This window comes from Kribbella sp. NPDC050241 (assembly GCF_044459685.1).
GTDB lineage: Bacteria > Actinomycetota > Actinomycetes > Propionibacteriales > Kribbellaceae > Kribbella.
The window spans coordinates 253,843-269,851 of the sequence record NZ_JBITJE010000006.1 but is presented as its reverse complement, the minus strand read 5'-3'; the positions used below and the strand labels follow the sequence as shown (position 1 = coordinate 269,851).

Genomic DNA, 16,009 nt, shown 5'->3' with positions numbered 1-16,009 from the left:
ATTTCGCCGAGTTTCGGCCGGATTCGGTGGAGAAGTCGACGGTGAGCTGGGGACAACGTCGCGAAAACGGTGTGCACAACTGGGGATATGGATGTGGATAACTCCACTGCTGTGATTCCGGACAGGTCCGGTTCACCCGCTGGGATCAGTGCGTCAGACCCACTGGGTGGAGACGACGAAGCCGACCGCGATCAGGCCCATGCCGATCAGCAGGTTCCAGTTGCCCAGGTCGTCCATCAGCGGAATGCTCTGGCCGGCCACATAGAAGACGACCAGCCAGGCGAGCCCGAGCAGCCAGCAGGCGAGCATCACCGGCGCGACCCACACGCGGCTGGTGGTGCGCGGCTTCTTCGGCGTCTTCTCGACCTTGACCTTCTCGGTCTTCTTCTTGTTGCGACTGCTCGACTCGGGCACGGCTGAACTCCTTGTAAGGACGCATAAGCTGACCTCTGAGGCCAGGAGGCCCGGACCTGTCGGGTCCGGTCCGGGGTTAGCGTAGTGCAGACAGCAACATGGAGATCACAGGTGCGTAGGTTCAAGCGGATTTCGCTGTGGCGCGTGGGGGCACCCCTGGCGCTGCTGTGCGCCGGTCTGCTGTTCGCGACCAGCGCCACCAACGCCCGAGGCACCGACCTGCGTCCTTCTCGCAACACTACGCTCGCCGGGCTCGTGGAGGAACAGAGCCGGCGCAGTGCGAGCCTGGTCCGCCAGCACGCGGCGCTGACCCAGGACATCGAGAAGCTGCAGGAGCAGCAGGGTTCGATCGATCCGGCGCTGGCCAAGAAGCTCCAGGATCTGTCCGAGGAGGTCGGCACCACGCCGGTTACCGGTCCAGGTCTGACGGTGACGCTGAAGGACGCGCCGTCCGAGGTGGTCAAGGAGAACCCGGACGTCGACGCGGACTGGTTGGTGATCCACCAGCAGGACATCCAGGCGGTGGTGAACGCGCTCTGGGCCGGTGGTGCCGACGCGCTCTCGATCCAGAACCACCGGGTCATCTCCACCACCGGGATCAAGTGCGTCGGGAACTCCGTCGTACTGCACGGTGTGCCCTACCTGCCGCCGTACAAGATCACGGCGATCGGTGATCGGCGGAAGCTGCAGCAGGCGCTCGACGACTCGCAGTACATCGAGAACCTGCAGGACTATGTGGTGAAGTTTCAGCTCGGCTACGAGGTGAAGAACGAGTCGTCGGTCGCGATGCCGGCGTACGAGGGCACCCTCGACCTGCAGAGCGCGACCGTGCCCGGGTTCGAGCACACCCCGTCGGTCAGCCCGACGGCCAGCGGCCGCTAGCTGTCACAATGGTCCGCATGCCGCGGATCCTTGTCGTCGACAACTACGACTCCTTCGTCTACAACCTGGTGCAGTACCTCCAGCAGTTGCAGGCCGAGACCATTGTGCTGCGCAACGACGAGGTCACCCCTGACCAGGTCACCGAATACGACGGAGTCCTGCTCTCGCCCGGCCCCGGTACGCCGGAGGAAGCCGGCGCCTGCGTGGACATCGTGCGGGAGAAGGGTGGCGAGGTGCCGATTTTCGGCGTCTGCCTCGGCCTGCAGGCCATCGGAGTCGCGTACGGCGGCGTGGTCGGACGCGCGGACGAGTTGCTGCACGGGAAGACGAGCCAGGTGTTCCACGACGGCGCCGGTGTGCTCGCCGGACTGCCGTCGCCGTTCACCGCGACCCGGTACCACTCGCTCGCTATCGCCGAGGACACCGTGCCGGACGAGCTGCAGGTGACGGCCCGGACCGACGCCGGCGTGATCATGGCGGCCCGGCACCGCGACCTCCCGGTCGAAGGCGTCCAGTTCCACCCGGAGTCCGTGCTCACCGAGGGCGGCCACCGGATGCTGGCCAACTGGCTCGCGATCTGCGGCGACCCGGACGCGGTCGCGCGCTCCGCCGGTCTGGCGCCCGTCGTCAGCTGACACCAACGCCAAAGGCCCCCGCCGAGGCGGGGGCCTTGGTGCGTTGTACGGCGGTCAGCCGCCGATCGTGATCCCCGGCGTGTCCGGGCTCTCCGGAGTGGACGGGGTGCTGCTCGGCGGGTTGCTCGGCGGTTCCGGTTCCGTGTTGACGGTCAGCGTGATCGTCGAGCCCTTCGCGATCTTCGTGCCGGCCTTCTCGCTCTGCGCGATCACCACGTCCGGACCGTAATTCGGGTCGGTGCCGTTCTTGTAGCCGACCTGGAAGCCGAGATCCTTCAGCTGCTTGGTCGCATCGTCCTGCGGCACGCTGACGACGTTCGGGACCTCGACCTGCTCCTTGCCGCTGGACACGGTCAGGGTGAACTCGGCGCCGGACGGGTACGTGCCGTTCGGATCCGGGCTGACCGCGAGGACGGTGCCGGCCTTCTCGCCGCTGTCCTGCTTGACCGTGTCTTCCTTGACCTCGAACTTCCCGGGCGAGTCCTCCAGCGCCTTGCGGGCCTGCGACTCGGACTTGCCGATCACATCCGGCACCGGGAACGCGGCCCGGCCGGACGAGAACACCACGGTGACGGTCGAGCCCGGGTCGGCCTGGGTGGCCGGCTCCGGCGTCTGGCTGAGCGCGAAGCCGCGGCCGACCGTGTCACTCGTCTGGTTCGGCCCCTGCGCGAACTTCAGGCCCTTCTCGGTCAGCGCCGCGGTCGCCTGCGTCGCCGTCATGCCGCTCACGTCCGGCACCTGGACCTTCGCCGGCGGAGTGTTCGCGGTACCGCCGTTGTCCTTGCCGAGGTTGGTGAACAGCGCGTAGGCACCGACCGCGATCGCGACGATGGCCAGGCCGAGCAGGAAGTAGGCGAGGCCGCGGTTGCGCCGCGACCGGGAGTCCTCGAGGTCGTCCGGGTCGCCGCCGGGCGGCAGCAGGTCGTCGGCCGGACCCTGCCGGTACGCCTGCGTCGCCGCGGTCGAGGCCACGGTCGCCGGGATCGCGCGGGTCTCGGCGACCGACGCCATCGGCGCGGTCACCTGCTGTCCGGCCAGCACCCGGTGGATGTCCTGCCGCATCTCCGACGCGCTCTGGTACCGCTCCTCGCGGCTCTTCGCCAGCGCCTTCAGGACGACGGCGTCGACCTCCGGCGGGATGTCCGGATCGAACGACGACGGCGGCAGCGGCTGTTCCCGGACGTGCTGGTAGGCCACCGACACGGGCGACTCACCGACGAACGGTGGCCGGCCGGTGAGCAGTTCGTACAGCAGGCAGCCGGTCGAGTACAGGTCGGAGCGGGCGTCCACGGTCTCACCGCGCGCCTGCTCCGGCGACAGGTACTGCGCGGTGCCGATGACGGCCGCTGTCTGGGTCATCGTGGACGAGGTGTCCGCGACCGCCCGGGCGATGCCGAAGTCCATCACCTTGACCTGGCCCTGCGGGGTCAGCATCACGTTCCCGGGCTTGATGTCGCGGTGCACGATGCCGGCCCGGTGGCTGTAGTCCAGTGCCTCGAGGACGCCGGAGGTGATCTCCAGCGCCCGCTCCGGCATGATCTTGCGTCCCTCGCGAATCAGGTCGCGCAGCGTCTTGCCGGTCACCAGCTCCATCACGATGTACGGGATCGTGACGCCGGAGCCGTTCGGGTCGGGCTCCTCACCGGTGTCGTACACCGACACGATGGTCGGGTGGTTCAGCGAGGCCGCCGACTGCGCTTCGCGCCGGAACCTGGCCTGGAAGGTCGCGTCACTCGCCAGGTCGACCCGGAGCCGCTTGATCGCGACCGCCCGGCCGAGCCGGTTGTCGACGCCCCTGCGCACATCGGCCATGCCGCCGCGGCCGAGCGGTTCGCCCTCTTCGTACCGGCCGCCGACGAGACGTGCCTGCGATGTCATGACTCAGCCTTCCAACCCGTCCGGAAACACTCACTCGACTTGCCCACCGTAGCGGCCGCCACGCGTGGATCCCCGTGGGAAAGACGCACCGTCACGGCATCATTCCGTATGGTGCTCATTGGTTCAGCACCGCCTCCATGACGCTCTTCGCGATCGGCGCGGCGAGCTTGCCGCCGGCGATGTCGTCACGGGAGATGTTCGCCTTCTCGATCAGCACGGCGACCGCGACCTTCGGGTCGTCGGCCGGCGCGAACGCGGTGAACCAGGCGAACGGCGGCCGGTCCGGCGAGGTCTGCGCCGTACCGGTCTTGCCGGCCACCTGGACCCCGCTGATCCGGCCCGGCTTGCCGGTGCCGTTGTTCACGACGTCGATCATCATCGTCGTCAGCTGGGACGCGACCTCCGGCGTGACCGCCTGGTGCAGCGACTCCGGCTTGGTCTCCGACACCGTCTTCAGGTCCGCCGTCTTCACGTTCTGGACCAGGTAGGGCTTCATCACCTCGCCCTTGTTCGCGATTCCGGCCGACACCATCGCCATCTGCAGTGGGGTGGCCCGGACGTCGAACTGGCCGATCGCCGACTGCGCCGTCTGCGGCGGGTTCGGGTCGCCGGGGAACTGGCTGGCCACGGCCCCGAGCTCCGGCAACTGCTTCTCGCCGAAGCCGAACTTCGCCGCCTGGTCACGCAGGACGTCCGGACCGAGGTCCAGGCCGACACTGCCGAACGCCGTGTTGCACGACAAGCGCAGCGCCACCGTGAGGGTCGCGTTGTCGCTGCCGCCGCAGTTGCGGCGGTCCTCGTTCACCAGCGGCTGCGTGGTCTGCGGCAACGGCAGCTCTGCCGGCGAGTTGACCTTCGTCTCCGGCGTGTACTTCCCGCTCGACAGCGCGGCCGCCGCCGTCACCAGCTTGAACGTCGAGCCCGGCGGGTAGAGCTCCTTCGCCGCCCGGTTCGACAGCGGCTTGTTCGGGTCCGCGTTGAGCCTCTTCCACGCGTCGCTGACCTTGTCCAGGTCGTGCGAGGCCAGCTGGTTCGGGTCGTACGACGGCCGGCTCACCATCGCCAGCACCTTGCCCGTCTTCGGCTCCAGCGCGACGACCGCGCCGGTCTTGCCGGCCAGTCCGGCGTACGCCGCCTGCTGGGCCGCGGCGTTCAGGGTCAGTGTCACGCTGCCGCCCTGCTGCGGGCGGTTGCTGATCACGTCGATGATCCGGCGGAACGCCATCGACGGGTCCGAGCCGTTCAGCTCGGAGTTCATCGTCAGCTCGATCCCGCCACGGCCGTACAGGTAGGAGTAGAACCCGGTGAGCGGTGCGTACGTCGGTCCGGCCGGGTAGGTGCGCTGGAACTTGAACCGGTCGTTCGACTGCTCGCTCTTGGCGATCGGCGTACTGCCGATCAGGATCGGACCGCGGTTCACCGAGAACTGCGAGTCGCGCACCCGGCGGTTGTCGTTGCGGCCGTTGAGATCGCCGGCCCGGAACGCCTGCAGGTACGTCGAGTTCGCCATCAGCGCGAGCATCAGGATGATCGCTGCCACGGCCAGTCGTCGGATCGCTGAATTCACTGCTTCTGCACCGCCATGGCGATCGTTTCGTCGGACACGGGAGCGGCCGGCGTCTGCGGCCGGCGTGCTTGGTCACTGATCCGCAGCAGCAGCGCGATGATGGCCCAGTTCGCGACCAGCGACGTACCGCCCAGCGCCATGAACGGCGTGGCCAGACCGGTCAGCGGGATCAGCCCGGTGACGCCGCCGACGATCACGAAGATCTGCAGGGCGAACGACATCGCCAGACCGGTCGCGATCAGCTTGCCGAAGATGTCGCGGCAGCCGAGCGCGGTCCGCAGACCGCGCTCGATGATCAGCGTGTAGACCAGGATGATCGCGATCAGCCCGGTCAGGCCGAGCTCCTCGGCGAACGAGGAGATGATCATGTCGCTCTGGCCGTACAGCGTGATCTCCGGGCGGCCCTGACCGAGGCCGCGGCCGAGGACGCCACCCCAGGCCTGGCCCATCAGCCCGGTCGCGACCTGACCGCCGTCGATCGAGAACGGGTCGAGCCAGTCCTGGATTCGCTTGTGGACGTGTCCGAACGTCTGGTAGGCGAAGAACGCGCCGGCCGCGAACAGCAGGCCACCGATGATCAGCCAGCCGGCCCGCTCGGTGGACACGTACAGCAGGAACAGGAACAGACCGAAGAACAGCAGCGACGACCCGAGGTCGCTCTCGAACACCAGCACACCCAGGCTGACCGCCCAGGCGATCAGGATCGGGCCCAGGTCCCGCGCCCGCGGCAGGTCGAGCCCGAGGAAGCGGTGCCCGGCCAGCGTCAGTACGTCGCGCTTCACCACCAGATAGCCGGCGAAGAAGATGACCAGGCACACTTTCGCGAACTCGCCGGGCTGGAACGACATCCCGGCCAGCCGGATCCAGATCCGGGCGCCGTTCAGGTTCACGCCGAGTCCGGGGATCAGCGGCAGGACCAGCAGCACCAGACCGGCCAGTCCGGCGGTGTAGGTGAGGGCCTGCAGGCGCCTGTGATCTCTGATCACAAGGATCACCACGAGGAACAGCACGATGCCGACCGCGGTCCAGGTGATCTGCTGCGGCGCCGCCGGTGCCTTCGGGGTCCGGCCGTTCGCCTCGGCGATCGAGGCCAGGCCGAGGTCGATGCGGTGGATCATCGCCACGCCGAGCCCGTTCAGCAGCACCGCGCACGGCAGCAGCACCGGATCGGCGTACGGCGCCCGGTAGCGCAGCGCGAGGTGGGCGATCAGGGCGAGCAGACCGATCCCGGCGGCGTAGTACCCGGTGCTGGCCGGGACCTTGTCCTGCACGGTGATGCCGATGTTCACGTACGCCGCGACCGAGACGCCGACCGCGATGATGAGCAGGAACAACTCCACCCCCCGCCGGGTGCGCGGGATGATCTGGATGACCGACGTCGACGCGATGCTCATCGAACGCCGTCACAGTCGTCAGGGTCCACCGGCGTACTCGGCGTGGTCGACGGTGAGGTCGCAGGAACCGTCGTAGGGGGCTTCGGCGGCGTGGACACGGGCTTGCCGGTCGGCGGCGCCGTGCTCGGCCGCGGCGTGCTCGGCCGCGGCGTGCTCGGCCGCGGTGTCGGGCTCGGGGTCGGCTTCACCCGCGCGCACTCGTCCGCGGTGTGCTGCAGTTCGCCGACGATCGCGTGTGCCCCGGCCAGGTTGTCGGCCTGGATGTTGGCCTCCACCTGCTCCCGGCTGTAGGTCGGCAGCTTGTCCACCTGCAGCGTCTGCCGCTCGTACACCGTCGACAGCGTCAGGCCCGGGAGGTCGCCTTCCACACCCTTGAAGATCGCCACGTAGTCGCCGTCGGTGCCGACGAAATACTGCTTCTGGGTCCAGCGGTACGCGAACCAGACGCCGCCACCGATCAGGCCGAGAATCACCACGAGTACGGCGATCCGCCGCAGCCACGGGAACCGCTTCGGCGGTCTCGGGGCATACCGCAGCTCCTCCGGGTCCAGCGCGGTCGCATGACCGCCACCACCGTGGCCGGCACCCCGGACTGCCGTGGTCGGCTCACCGCGGCCCGTGCTGCCTTGTGCCAGCTCGGCCGCGGCGCCGACCAGCTGCGGCGCCTCCCCGCTGACGGGCGGCGTCTCGATCACGTCCGCGACGACACAGGTGACGTTGTCGTTCGACCCGGCTTCCAGAGCGTGCGTGATCAGCTCGACCACCACGGAGTCCGGCGTACCGTCGGCCATCGAGGCCGCGATCACTTCGTCGCTCACGTAGTCGGGCAGGCCGTCACTGCACAGCAGCAGCCGGTCGCCGGCCCGGACGTCGAGCATCTCCAGGTCCGGATCGGAGTCCGGCCGGCCGTCCAGCACCCGCAGGATCAGGTTGCGATGCGGGTGGGTGAACGCCTCCTCCTTGGAGATCCGGCCCTCGTCCACCAGCGACTGCACAAAAGTATGGTCGTGGCTCAGCTGGTACAGCTTGCCGTCCCGCATCCGGTACGCGCGGGAGTCGCCGAGGTGAGCCAGCCCGAGCTGCTGCCCGTCGAACATCAGCGCGGTGACGGTGGAGCCCATCCCCTCGCGCTCAGGGTCCTCCTCGACCAGCTCGGACAGCCGCTCGTTGGCCCGGTGCACCGCGCCGGCCAGCGCCTCGATCATGTCCTCGCCGCTGATCTCCGGGTTGTCCAGCCGCCGGATCACCTGAACCGCCGCCGCGCTGGCCACCTCACCGGCCGCCGCGCCGCCCATCCCGTCGGCGAGCAGCAGCAAGTGCGGACCGGCGTACGCCGAGTCCTCATTGTTGCGGCGCACCCGTCCGACGTCGGACAGTGCTGCGTAGTCGAGCGACAGGGTCATCGAGGCAGGCCTACTTCGCGATGTTCAGCGTCGTCCGGCCGATCCGGATCGAGCCGCCGATCTCGGCCGGCACCGGGCGGGTCACCCGCTGGCCGTCCAGGTACGTCCCGTTGGTCGAGCCGAGGTCCTCGACCCACCACTGTCCCTCGGAAGAGAACAGCCGGGCGTGCCGGGTCGAAGAGTAGTCGTCATCGAGCCGGATCTGACAGTCCGAGCCGCGGCCGATGATCACCGGCTCGTCGACCAGGGTCGCGCCGACGCCTGCCTGGGGCCCGTCCGCGATCGTCACCGACCCGGGCAGACCCTTGCGTTTCTTGGTCGGCCTGGCGGGCTTCGGCGTACGGGAATTCTGCGGTGCGACGGCGGCCGCGGCGCGGCTGTCGACCTTGGCGCCGAACAGGTCGGACCTGATCACGGACAGCACCGCGAGGACGAACATCCACAGCAGCGCCAGGAACCCCAGTTTGATCAGGGTCAGGGTCAGTTCCGACATGGAAGCTCAGTCACCACCCGCTGCTCGGCGGCTGGGCCATCGGCTCGTCCGCGAGACGCAGCGTCATGGTTGTGTTGCCGATCCGCACGGTCGACCCGTCGACCAGCTCGGCCTCGGTGGTCCGCCGGCCGTTCACCAGGGTGCCGTTGGTGGAGCCCAGATCGACCAGCACCACTCGGATGCCGCCGGGGCCCTCCGGCATCAGCCGGATCTCGGCATGCCGCCGGGAGACGCCCGGGTCGTTGATCTGGATGTCCGCGTCCGTACCGCGGCCGAGGACCACGCCGGGCGGGTTGACCGGGCGGCGCCGGCCGTTCACCTCGAGCATCACCTGGGGGTGACCGCGGCGAGGCTGCTGTTGCTGCGGGGGCGGTGGGCTGGCCGGGGTGCTCAGCACCGGGCCGTCGTTCGGCGGCACGTAGGGCTCCTGCGGGTAGGGCTGGGACCGCCGTTGCGGAGAACCGACGGTGGCACTGACCACCCGGAACTTACCGGTCGGGAGGCCGTCCTGCTCGGTCAGCTCGATCTCGATCGGGCCGGAGAACGTGTACCGCTGGATGTCGGCGTGATCGCGCAGTTCGTTGGCCAGTTCGTGGTTGAGGGTCCGGCCGTAGGCGTTCAGACGCTCGAAATCGCCCGGGCCGAGCTCGATCGTGAAGTGGTTCGGCACCAGCCGACGGTCCCTGGACAGGATCCGCGCGGTGTTGTCGATCTCACGCTTGAGCGCCGCCGCCAGCTCGATCGGCTCGACGTCGCCCTTGAACGCACGCGCGAAGACACCGCTCACAATGCCCTCCAGGCGTCGTTCGAAGCGCTGCAGCGGTCGCACGCCTCCTCCTCCACGGTCGGTCGCCGACTGGTGCCAACGATCGTGCCTGCCGTCCGGCGCCCCCAGCAGGCACGCCGTACGCCGCGTCCACCGTCACGGTAGACACACCGGGTACGACGATCGATCGTATCGGGAGGTTCGACCGAACCCGCAATGTGAAGGTCCGCCAGATCCCGTGCTACTGTCTTCATCGGTCGTGAACGACATCGTCGGAGCGACCAGCGCGCGGGTGGCGGAATAGGCAGACGCGCACGGTTCAGGTCCGTGTGCCCGAAAGGGCGTGGGGGTTCAACTCCCCCCTCGCGCACAAAGTCCCGGTCAACGACCGGGACTTTTCCAATTCCCCAGACGGACTGTGGTCAACCCCTCAGAGCAACTGGGTTGCGGCGGGCTCGTGGTCGGATCCACGGACGTGCCGTGGTCGACCCGCGCCGGCGGCTACGCGCGCTCCTTCGTCGCGTGCTCGCGCCTGCTTTCCCACCCACCCGACTGTCCGCCCCCGGCTGCTGTGGTGGCGCAGACATCCTCACCTACGGCGGATCGCGGTCTGGTCCACCGAACGTGCTGTGGTTATCCCTCCAGCCGGCTCCGCTCGCCACTTCAGGCGACGACGGCCGGCGGCATGTGGCGCGTGCGGCATGGGTCAGGGGAGGTGCCAGAGCCTCGGGCTGGCCTCGAAGCCTATGAATTGGTGTTCGGCGGTGATGGTGACTTTGAATCCGTCGATGGCCGGTGATCCTGCCGTTCTCCATGCGTGGATCGCAGCCTCGATCGCATCCCAGATCCGGACAGGACCGCCCTGGCACACGACCCTCGTATCTCTGTTGATCACCGCATACGAATCGGTCGTCACGTCAACGAGGTATTCAACGGCTTCGCCGTCACGTTTGCCACTCGCCTGCTGAACATTCGGTACGGCGAGCTGCGCCAGCAGACGACCTGGGTACTCCTCCAGCGTGACCGGCGATATCGATGCGGTCGATCGAACCTCGTCCGCGGCTCCTGTTCGGATCTCCCCGATGCCGGGCGCGGCCTCGCGCCTGGCCGGCATGAAGGACGCCGGGTCATCCAAGAACCAGCCTTCGGCAGTTCCAGGTCCTGTGACCTCGACCCGACCCAGGGCAAAGGCATGTAGCCACCCGGTCAGGGTGAGCAGCACTAATCCACCGGGCTTCGTGGCCTGGAGCCAGCCGCGTGGCACGCTTCTGAGGGAACATGCGGCGACTACGCGGTCGTAGCCCGCAGCCGGTGCTGGTGGGAGCCCATCCAGCGCGTCTGCTGCGGCGAGGCGCGGCTGGTAACCGCAGACGGCTAACGCCTCCCGGGCCGACTCGACAACAACCGCGTCAACGTCGACTGAGGTAACCCGATGGGATCCAAGGCGCTCGCAGGCCAAGGCCGTCGAGTATCCAGTGCCGGTCCCGACCTCGGCCACCATCGACAAGTCGTCGACGAGCAGGTTCTCCCACATTCGGATGACCAGGCTTGGCATCGTCGCCGACGAGGTCGGCGTCCCGAACACAGGTACGGAGACATCGGCCGGCCGGATCGTTCCGTCCAGTTGGGTCACCAGCGACTCGTCCGAGTAGATCTCCTTCAAGAGAATCCCTGGATCGACGGTGCCATCGACGACCACCGGCATCCACCGAGTTTCATCACCCGGTCCGGCCAGATGGTGAAAGTACTGCCCGAGGAACGCCTCTCGGGGCACAGCCTCGAGCGCCGCTCTCCATTCGCGTGTGCGGAGAGCGCCCTGGCTGGCGAGCCGGTCGGCAAGGTGCCCCCGGAGGTCCAGGCTCTGCGCTTGGTGATCCATCGGATGGGTACTCCTCGTCAAGAGCTGAGAAGGTGAGCGAACGCTCGGGCGATCGGCAGGCCGGTCTCGTGCTCGATCCATCCCCACTCACCGCCAGGGTTGCACTCGAACATCCACCACGTGCCGTCCACGGCGTCGATGCCAAAGTCTAAGCAGCCGTACGACAGCCCGAACCTTTCCAGGTAGCTCGCCAGGAGGTCGGGCAGACCGGCCGGTGGCTCGATCACGGTGTAGGCCTGGATGAGGTCGTAGCGCTCGCGCCAATCGGTGAATGGTGAATCGATCCGCACGCAGAAGACCCGGTCACCAACGACTGTCACCCGGACATCGGACGACTTGTCGATCCGTGCCTGAAACAGGTGCACAGTAGCGCCGACTGAGTCGTCGAGTTCATCCGGCGACACGGCTCGCACCCAGATGGTTCTCGCCTCGCCATCTTGCTCGTACTCGGTAGGCCACAGCGGTTTGTACACGACGATGCCCTGTTCCGCGACGAATTCCAGTGCGTCATCGAGTCGATTCGTTACGAGGGTCGGCGGGACAGCAAAGCCCAACTCCGCCGCGACGCTCAGTTGCGTCGGCTTGTACTCGGCGGCCATCTGTCGCCTCGGATGATTCACTTGCCGACAACCGGGCAGCGTGGACAGTATGCCGCCGAGGCCGAACCGCACCTGGTCCCGCGAGAAGCGAGCATCCTGTGCAGCGAGATTCTCGAAGGACGGCAGGGCCGGGCGGCGGTAATAGACGGAGCGAACTGCGGAAAGGTCGGCTACGCGCGAGCCCGTCGTCAACGATCCGGCGAATCGCCCGCCACCGTATCGGGCGCTTGTCGTGACCGAGCGGGGAAAGTCGGCGAGGTCGAATCGGACCACCGGTGCACCGCGTTCGTTGAGCTCTTCGATGACCATATCGGCGGTCGTGTCCTCGCCGGTCAAGATCAGCACGGCGTCACGCTGCACGGCTCAGTCCCGTTCGGCGTCGACGTCAGTGCCGTCCTGAACCACGCGTCCGTCGAGGTTGGTCATCCGCGGAGTCCTGGTGTTGCGAATCGAACCGTGCTTCGGCCCAGCAACGACTTCACCTCTGTCGTCGTAGTAGATGCCAACCTGGGTCCGACCGTCGACCTCGTGCCTCGACGGCATAATCCGTCCGGGCGAGGCGAACGGACGCATCCGGGTGAGGCCCCATGGCCTTTTGGCTGCAGTTGTGCGCATGTTGCGTCCTTTCGTGGTGGACGGGGCCGACGCCGGTCGCAGGGAAGTCACAGCGCCGGACCCGTCGATCGAGGAGGAACTCCTTCAAATCTCCCGGCCGGCCGGTCTGGCCGGCAGATGCAAACGCTGTGCAGTCGGCAGTGACCTGTGCAGAACATGTGCACTGGAGTACGACAGGTCAGCAGAATGGCCTGTCCTCTCCGCCATGACCCGACTACTGTGAGTGGACTGGTCCGCACGTCGAAGAGGCTGCATGAATTCGCCCAACGAGTTGTTTGCCGCGCTGCTGGAGGAGGCGGCCTGTTCGCGCAGTGCGATCGCTCGTGACATCCGCCAACTCGCGGCCGCACATGGACTGACAGACATCCGCTGCGATCACGTCGATGTCGGTCGCTGGCTGAAAGGCATGACGCCGCGTGGTGAAAAGCCCGCCCTGATCGCAGAAGCCCTCGGACGCCGCCTCGGCCGGACTCTGTCACTGAGCGAGTTGGGCTTCACGGCCGGGCAGCCGTTCACCCTTGCCCTGACGTTCTCGGATTCACGCGACGCCGTGATCCGGACCTCTGGAATGCTCTGGACAGAAGACTTGAAACGCTCCGACTTCCTTCGAATGGCGATCGCTGCGGGAACGCTGACGGCTCCGATGGCCCGCTGGCTGGTCTCACCTCCGGCCGATCCTCCGTACGGAACGAGCGGCACGCGACGTGTCGGGATGGACGATGTCGCCGCGGTTCGAGCGACATTGCAGATGTTCGAAGGTCTCGATCACCAGTTCGGTGGCGGGCATGCTCGAACGGCCGCAGTCCAATACCTCAGTGACGCTGTGAAGCCGTTGCTGCAGGCGACCTACACCGACGCGATCGGTCGCGATCTGTTCTCGGTCGCAGCGCAGTTCACGTACAAGACGGGAGCGATGGCCTACGACGTCGGACTGCATGGATTGGCTCGGCGATACTTCGTCCAGGCGCTGAACCTAGCCCATGCCTCTGGCGATCGCCCGCTGGGTGGAAAGGTGCTGGCTCTTATGAGCCACCAGGCGAACTATCTCGGTGAGTACCAGGACGCGGTCGATCTGGCGAGGGCAGCCGCGCTTGGTGCCGGGGCCCAGGCGACGCCGCGAGTCATGGCGATGTACGCCGCGATGGAAGCACGCGGCCTGGCGAGTATCGGCGACAAGCGCGCCTGCCTGCGGGCCATGAAGCGAGCCGAGTCGAGTTTCACGAAGCAGACCGAGGCCGACGAGCCGGATTGGATCCGGTACTTCGATCACGCGGAGCTTCACGACGAACTCGCCCACTGTTTCACCGCACTTCGTGCGCCGCGCGAGGCTGAGCACAATGCACGACTCGCCCTCGTGCAAGCGCCGGATCTGCACCCGCGAAGCCGCACGTTCTGTCGTGTCTCGCTCGCCACGTCGTATCTCGACGCCGGCGACATTCCACGAGCCTGCGAAACTGCTGGTGACGCGTTGCAGGCCGCAGGGAGGATCAAGTCCGCACGAGTCCGGAGCTACGTGCGTTCCTTCGACCGCCGGTTGAACGCGTACGGATCCCAGCGCTCCATCACTGACTTTCGCGAACGGGCGCGGGCGATGCTGGCGCCGGCTTCCTGAGTTGTCAGGTTCCTGGGGTCCAGTGTTTGGGGGCTTGGGGATTGCGGAGGGAAGCGATTCGGCGGTTGGACTCGTTTCTCAGGCGTGGTTCCCTCGCAAGTCTGCTGAGCAGCCAGGCGGTCATCCGGAACTCGCGGAGGGCGGAGAAGACAGGGAAGCCGTCCCAAGCGCGGACATCCCGACCGTAGGTGTCGGCGAAGGCGTCGTACTCGGCGTCGGTGTACCAGCCGAGTTGCTGGTAGACGGCTGGTACGACGAGGTCGAACTCGCGTGGCCCGAGGCTGAAGCGTTCGAGGTCAAGGAGGACAGCGACTCCGTCTGGTCCGCGGATCGCGTTCTTCCGGTTGGCGTCCCCGTGGACGACACAGACCGGCAGCGCAGCACTCGCCTTCCTGTAGTCGTGCCGCAGTTGCTCCAACAGTTCGACGAGGAACTGATGGTCGCCGCGCTCAAGTGCCGGCGCGGCGACCGCGAGGTGTTCGTCCAGCCGGACGAAGGGGTCCAGCGCCGGGATCTCGAAGTCTGACGGAATGGGCAGCGCGTGCAGACGCCGAAGCAGCTCGGCGAGTTCCGCCGTACTGGCCATCGACGCATCAGCCACCTCGTGCCACAGCGTCACGACATATCCGTTGACGGACACCGGCTGGATCGTCGACTCCAGCGGCCGCACGGCGGACATTCCTTGTTCGGCCAACCAGCGACCGGTGCGTACTTCGCGGTCAGCTCGCTCCAACGCAGCGGAGGTGCTCACCCGCGCGACTACCTGAGCTGGCAGCCGGAAGACCGCGTTGTCGGCAATCGGGCCGAGCAAGTCGATCCCCGTGCTCTTCAGACCGAGCTCCGCGGCAACGGCCTGGACCGCCGCTGTCGCTGTCGCACGATCGACGGTCCCGGCCATAGGTCAAGTGTCTCATCGCTGGAGGAACGGCTGTGGCGCTGCGTGGTTCTGTTGGTGCTGGGTGCGACTGTAGGGCGATGACGGGGATTCGGGTTGCTCTGGCGCAGCCGGGTATCAGTGCGGACGCGCGGGTGAACGGGAAGACGGTTCGGTCGTTGATGCGGAAGGCGGCGGCTGGGCGGGCTCGGTTGGTGCAGTTTCCTGAGGGTGCGTTGAGTGGGTATGCGAAGGAGCAGATCGCCGACTGGTCCCAGGTTGACTGGGATGTGGTCCGCGGGGAGCTCGAGCGGATCATGGCGCTGGCTGCTGAGCTGCGGCTGTGGGTGGTGCTCGGCTCGGCGCATCCGTTGACGCCGCCGCATCGGCCGCACAACAGCTTGTACGTGATCTCCGACGCCGGCGAACTGGTCGACCGGTACGACAAGCGCTTCTGCTCGAACACCGAGATCAGCCACTTCTACAGTCCTGGCTTCGACCCGGTTGTGTTCGACGTCGACGGCTATCGATTCGGCTGCGCGATCTGTGTCGAGATCAACTTTCCGCAGGTGTTCAGTCAGTACGAGCGTCTCGGCGTCGAGTGTCTGCTGCTGTCGGCGTACCCGATGGATTCGATCTTCGAGCTGAAGGCCCGTGCGTACGCCGCGATCAACTGCTACTGGGTTTCGATGTCGCTGCCCGCGCAGACCGTCGACCTGATGCCGTCCGGTCTGATCACGCCCACCGGCACGTACGCCGCCCAACTCAGCGGCAACTCCGGTCTCGCCATCACCACTCTGGACCGCGACGACCCCGCCCTGACTGTCCCGTTCCAGCACGCCCGCCCCTGGCGCGCCACCGCCATGAAGGGCGACATCTACCGCACCAGGGCCGTCGACGACCCCCGCTCCCGCGACAAGACCGCGCTCTGACCCGGTCCGAGAGGACGTAGGCCGTGCGGGGGACAACGCAGGTCGGTCGGGGGAATGACGACTGAG

15 protein-coding genes and 1 tRNA gene are annotated in these 16,009 nt (G+C 67.3%); 5 read left to right on the top strand and 11 right to left on the bottom strand.

Annotated elements, in window-relative coordinates:
• Window positions 1–153 precede the first annotated feature (153 nt).
• Window positions 154–414, bottom strand: coding sequence for a cell division protein CrgA (locus ACIBG5_RS28035; protein ID WP_360437914.1), 261 nt, complete (start codon window positions 412–414; stop codon window positions 154–156).
• Window positions 415–525: 111 nt separating this feature from the next.
• Between ACIBG5_RS28035 and ACIBG5_RS28030 the strand changes: the two genes are divergently transcribed.
• Complete coding sequence (locus ACIBG5_RS28030) at window positions 526–1,296, top strand: DUF881 domain-containing protein (protein ID WP_396394439.1); 771 nt, start codon at window positions 526–528, stop codon at window positions 1,294–1,296.
• Window positions 1,297–1,313: 17 nt separating this feature from the next.
• Entirely contained in the window at window positions 1,314–1,931 is a 618-nt protein-coding gene (locus ACIBG5_RS28025; RefSeq protein ID WP_396394438.1) for an aminodeoxychorismate/anthranilate synthase component II, read from the top strand.
• Between the two features lie 54 nt (window positions 1,932–1,985).
• Here ACIBG5_RS28025 and pknB read toward each other — a convergent pair whose 3' ends face one another.
• From pknB to ACIBG5_RS27995, 6 genes are all read right to left on the bottom strand, one after another.
• On the bottom strand, window positions 1,986–3,809 hold the full coding sequence (pknB, locus tag ACIBG5_RS28020; RefSeq protein WP_396394437.1) for a Stk1 family PASTA domain-containing Ser/Thr kinase: 1,824 nt from the start codon (window positions 3,807–3,809) through the stop codon (window positions 1,986–1,988).
• 115 nt (window positions 3,810–3,924) lie between these two features.
• Window positions 3,925–5,376 carry a peptidoglycan D,D-transpeptidase FtsI family protein gene (locus ACIBG5_RS28015; protein ID WP_396394436.1) on the bottom strand — a complete coding sequence of 484 codons (1,452 nt, stop codon included), beginning with the start codon at window positions 5,374–5,376 and terminating at the stop codon, window positions 3,925–3,927.
• Window positions 5,373–6,770 (bottom strand): FtsW/RodA/SpoVE family cell cycle protein, encoded by a 1,398-nt coding sequence (locus ACIBG5_RS28010; protein WP_396394435.1) that lies wholly within the window; start codon window positions 6,768–6,770, stop codon window positions 5,373–5,375. Before ACIBG5_RS28010 ends, ACIBG5_RS28015 begins: the two co-directional genes overlap by 4 nt.
• On the bottom strand, window positions 6,767–8,173 hold the full coding sequence (locus tag ACIBG5_RS28005) for a PP2C family protein-serine/threonine phosphatase (protein ID WP_396394434.1): 1,407 nt from the start codon (window positions 8,171–8,173) through the stop codon (window positions 6,767–6,769). The genes ACIBG5_RS28010 and ACIBG5_RS28005 overlap by 4 nt, the downstream gene beginning before the upstream one ends.
• 10 nt (window positions 8,174–8,183) lie before the next feature.
• Window positions 8,184–8,666 (bottom strand): FHA domain-containing protein, encoded by a 483-nt coding sequence (locus ACIBG5_RS28000; RefSeq protein WP_396394433.1) that lies wholly within the window; start codon window positions 8,664–8,666, stop codon window positions 8,184–8,186.
• A 10-nt stretch (window positions 8,667–8,676) separates the two neighbouring features.
• Complete coding sequence (locus ACIBG5_RS27995; RefSeq protein ID WP_360437891.1) at window positions 8,677–9,495, bottom strand: DUF3662 and FHA domain-containing protein; 819 nt, start codon at window positions 9,493–9,495, stop codon at window positions 8,677–8,679.
• Window positions 9,496–9,718: 223 nt separating this feature from the next.
• Between ACIBG5_RS27995 and ACIBG5_RS27990 the strand changes: the two genes are divergently transcribed.
• Window positions 9,719–9,802: transfer RNA gene (locus tag ACIBG5_RS27990), tRNA-Leu, on the top strand.
• 336 nt (window positions 9,803–10,138) lie between these two features.
• Here ACIBG5_RS27990 and tgmC read toward each other — a convergent pair.
• The 3 genes from tgmC to tgmA are packed head-to-tail and all read right to left on the bottom strand — an operon-like array spanning window position 10,139 to window position 12,525.
• Window positions 10,139–11,311, bottom strand: coding sequence for an ATP-grasp peptide maturase system methyltransferase (tgmC, locus tag ACIBG5_RS27985; RefSeq protein ID WP_396394432.1), 1,173 nt, complete (start codon window positions 11,309–11,311; stop codon window positions 10,139–10,141).
• 17 nt (window positions 11,312–11,328) lie between these two features.
• Complete coding sequence (gene tgmB / locus ACIBG5_RS27980; protein ID WP_396394431.1) at window positions 11,329–12,255, bottom strand: ATP-grasp ribosomal peptide maturase; 927 nt, start codon at window positions 12,253–12,255, stop codon at window positions 11,329–11,331.
• A gap of 18 nt (window positions 12,256–12,273) precedes the next feature.
• Window positions 12,274–12,525, bottom strand: coding sequence for a putative ATP-grasp-modified RiPP (gene tgmA / locus ACIBG5_RS27975; protein ID WP_396394430.1), 252 nt, complete (start codon window positions 12,523–12,525; stop codon window positions 12,274–12,276).
• A gap of 223 nt (window positions 12,526–12,748) precedes the next feature.
• On the opposite strand from tgmA, the gene ACIBG5_RS27970 reads away from it, so the two are divergent.
• Window positions 12,749–14,137: a hypothetical protein gene (locus tag ACIBG5_RS27970; RefSeq protein ID WP_396394429.1), complete on the top strand. Its 1,389-nt coding sequence runs from the start codon at window positions 12,749–12,751 to the stop codon at window positions 14,135–14,137.
• A 4-nt stretch (window positions 14,138–14,141) separates the two neighbouring features.
• Here the strand turns inward: ACIBG5_RS27970 and ACIBG5_RS27965 are convergent, their stop codons facing one another.
• Window positions 14,142–15,035: a phosphotransferase enzyme family protein gene (locus tag ACIBG5_RS27965; protein ID WP_396394428.1), complete on the bottom strand. Its 894-nt coding sequence runs from the start codon at window positions 15,033–15,035 to the stop codon at window positions 14,142–14,144.
• A 77-nt stretch (window positions 15,036–15,112) separates the two neighbouring features.
• Here ACIBG5_RS27965 and ACIBG5_RS27960 point away from each other — a divergent pair, with 77 nt between their 5' ends.
• The gene (locus tag ACIBG5_RS27960; protein WP_396394427.1) at window positions 15,113–15,943 is read left to right on the top strand and encodes a carbon-nitrogen hydrolase family protein; all 831 of its coding nucleotides are present in this window, start codon (window positions 15,113–15,115) and stop codon (window positions 15,941–15,943) included.
• Window positions 15,944–16,009: the final 66 nt, after the last annotated feature.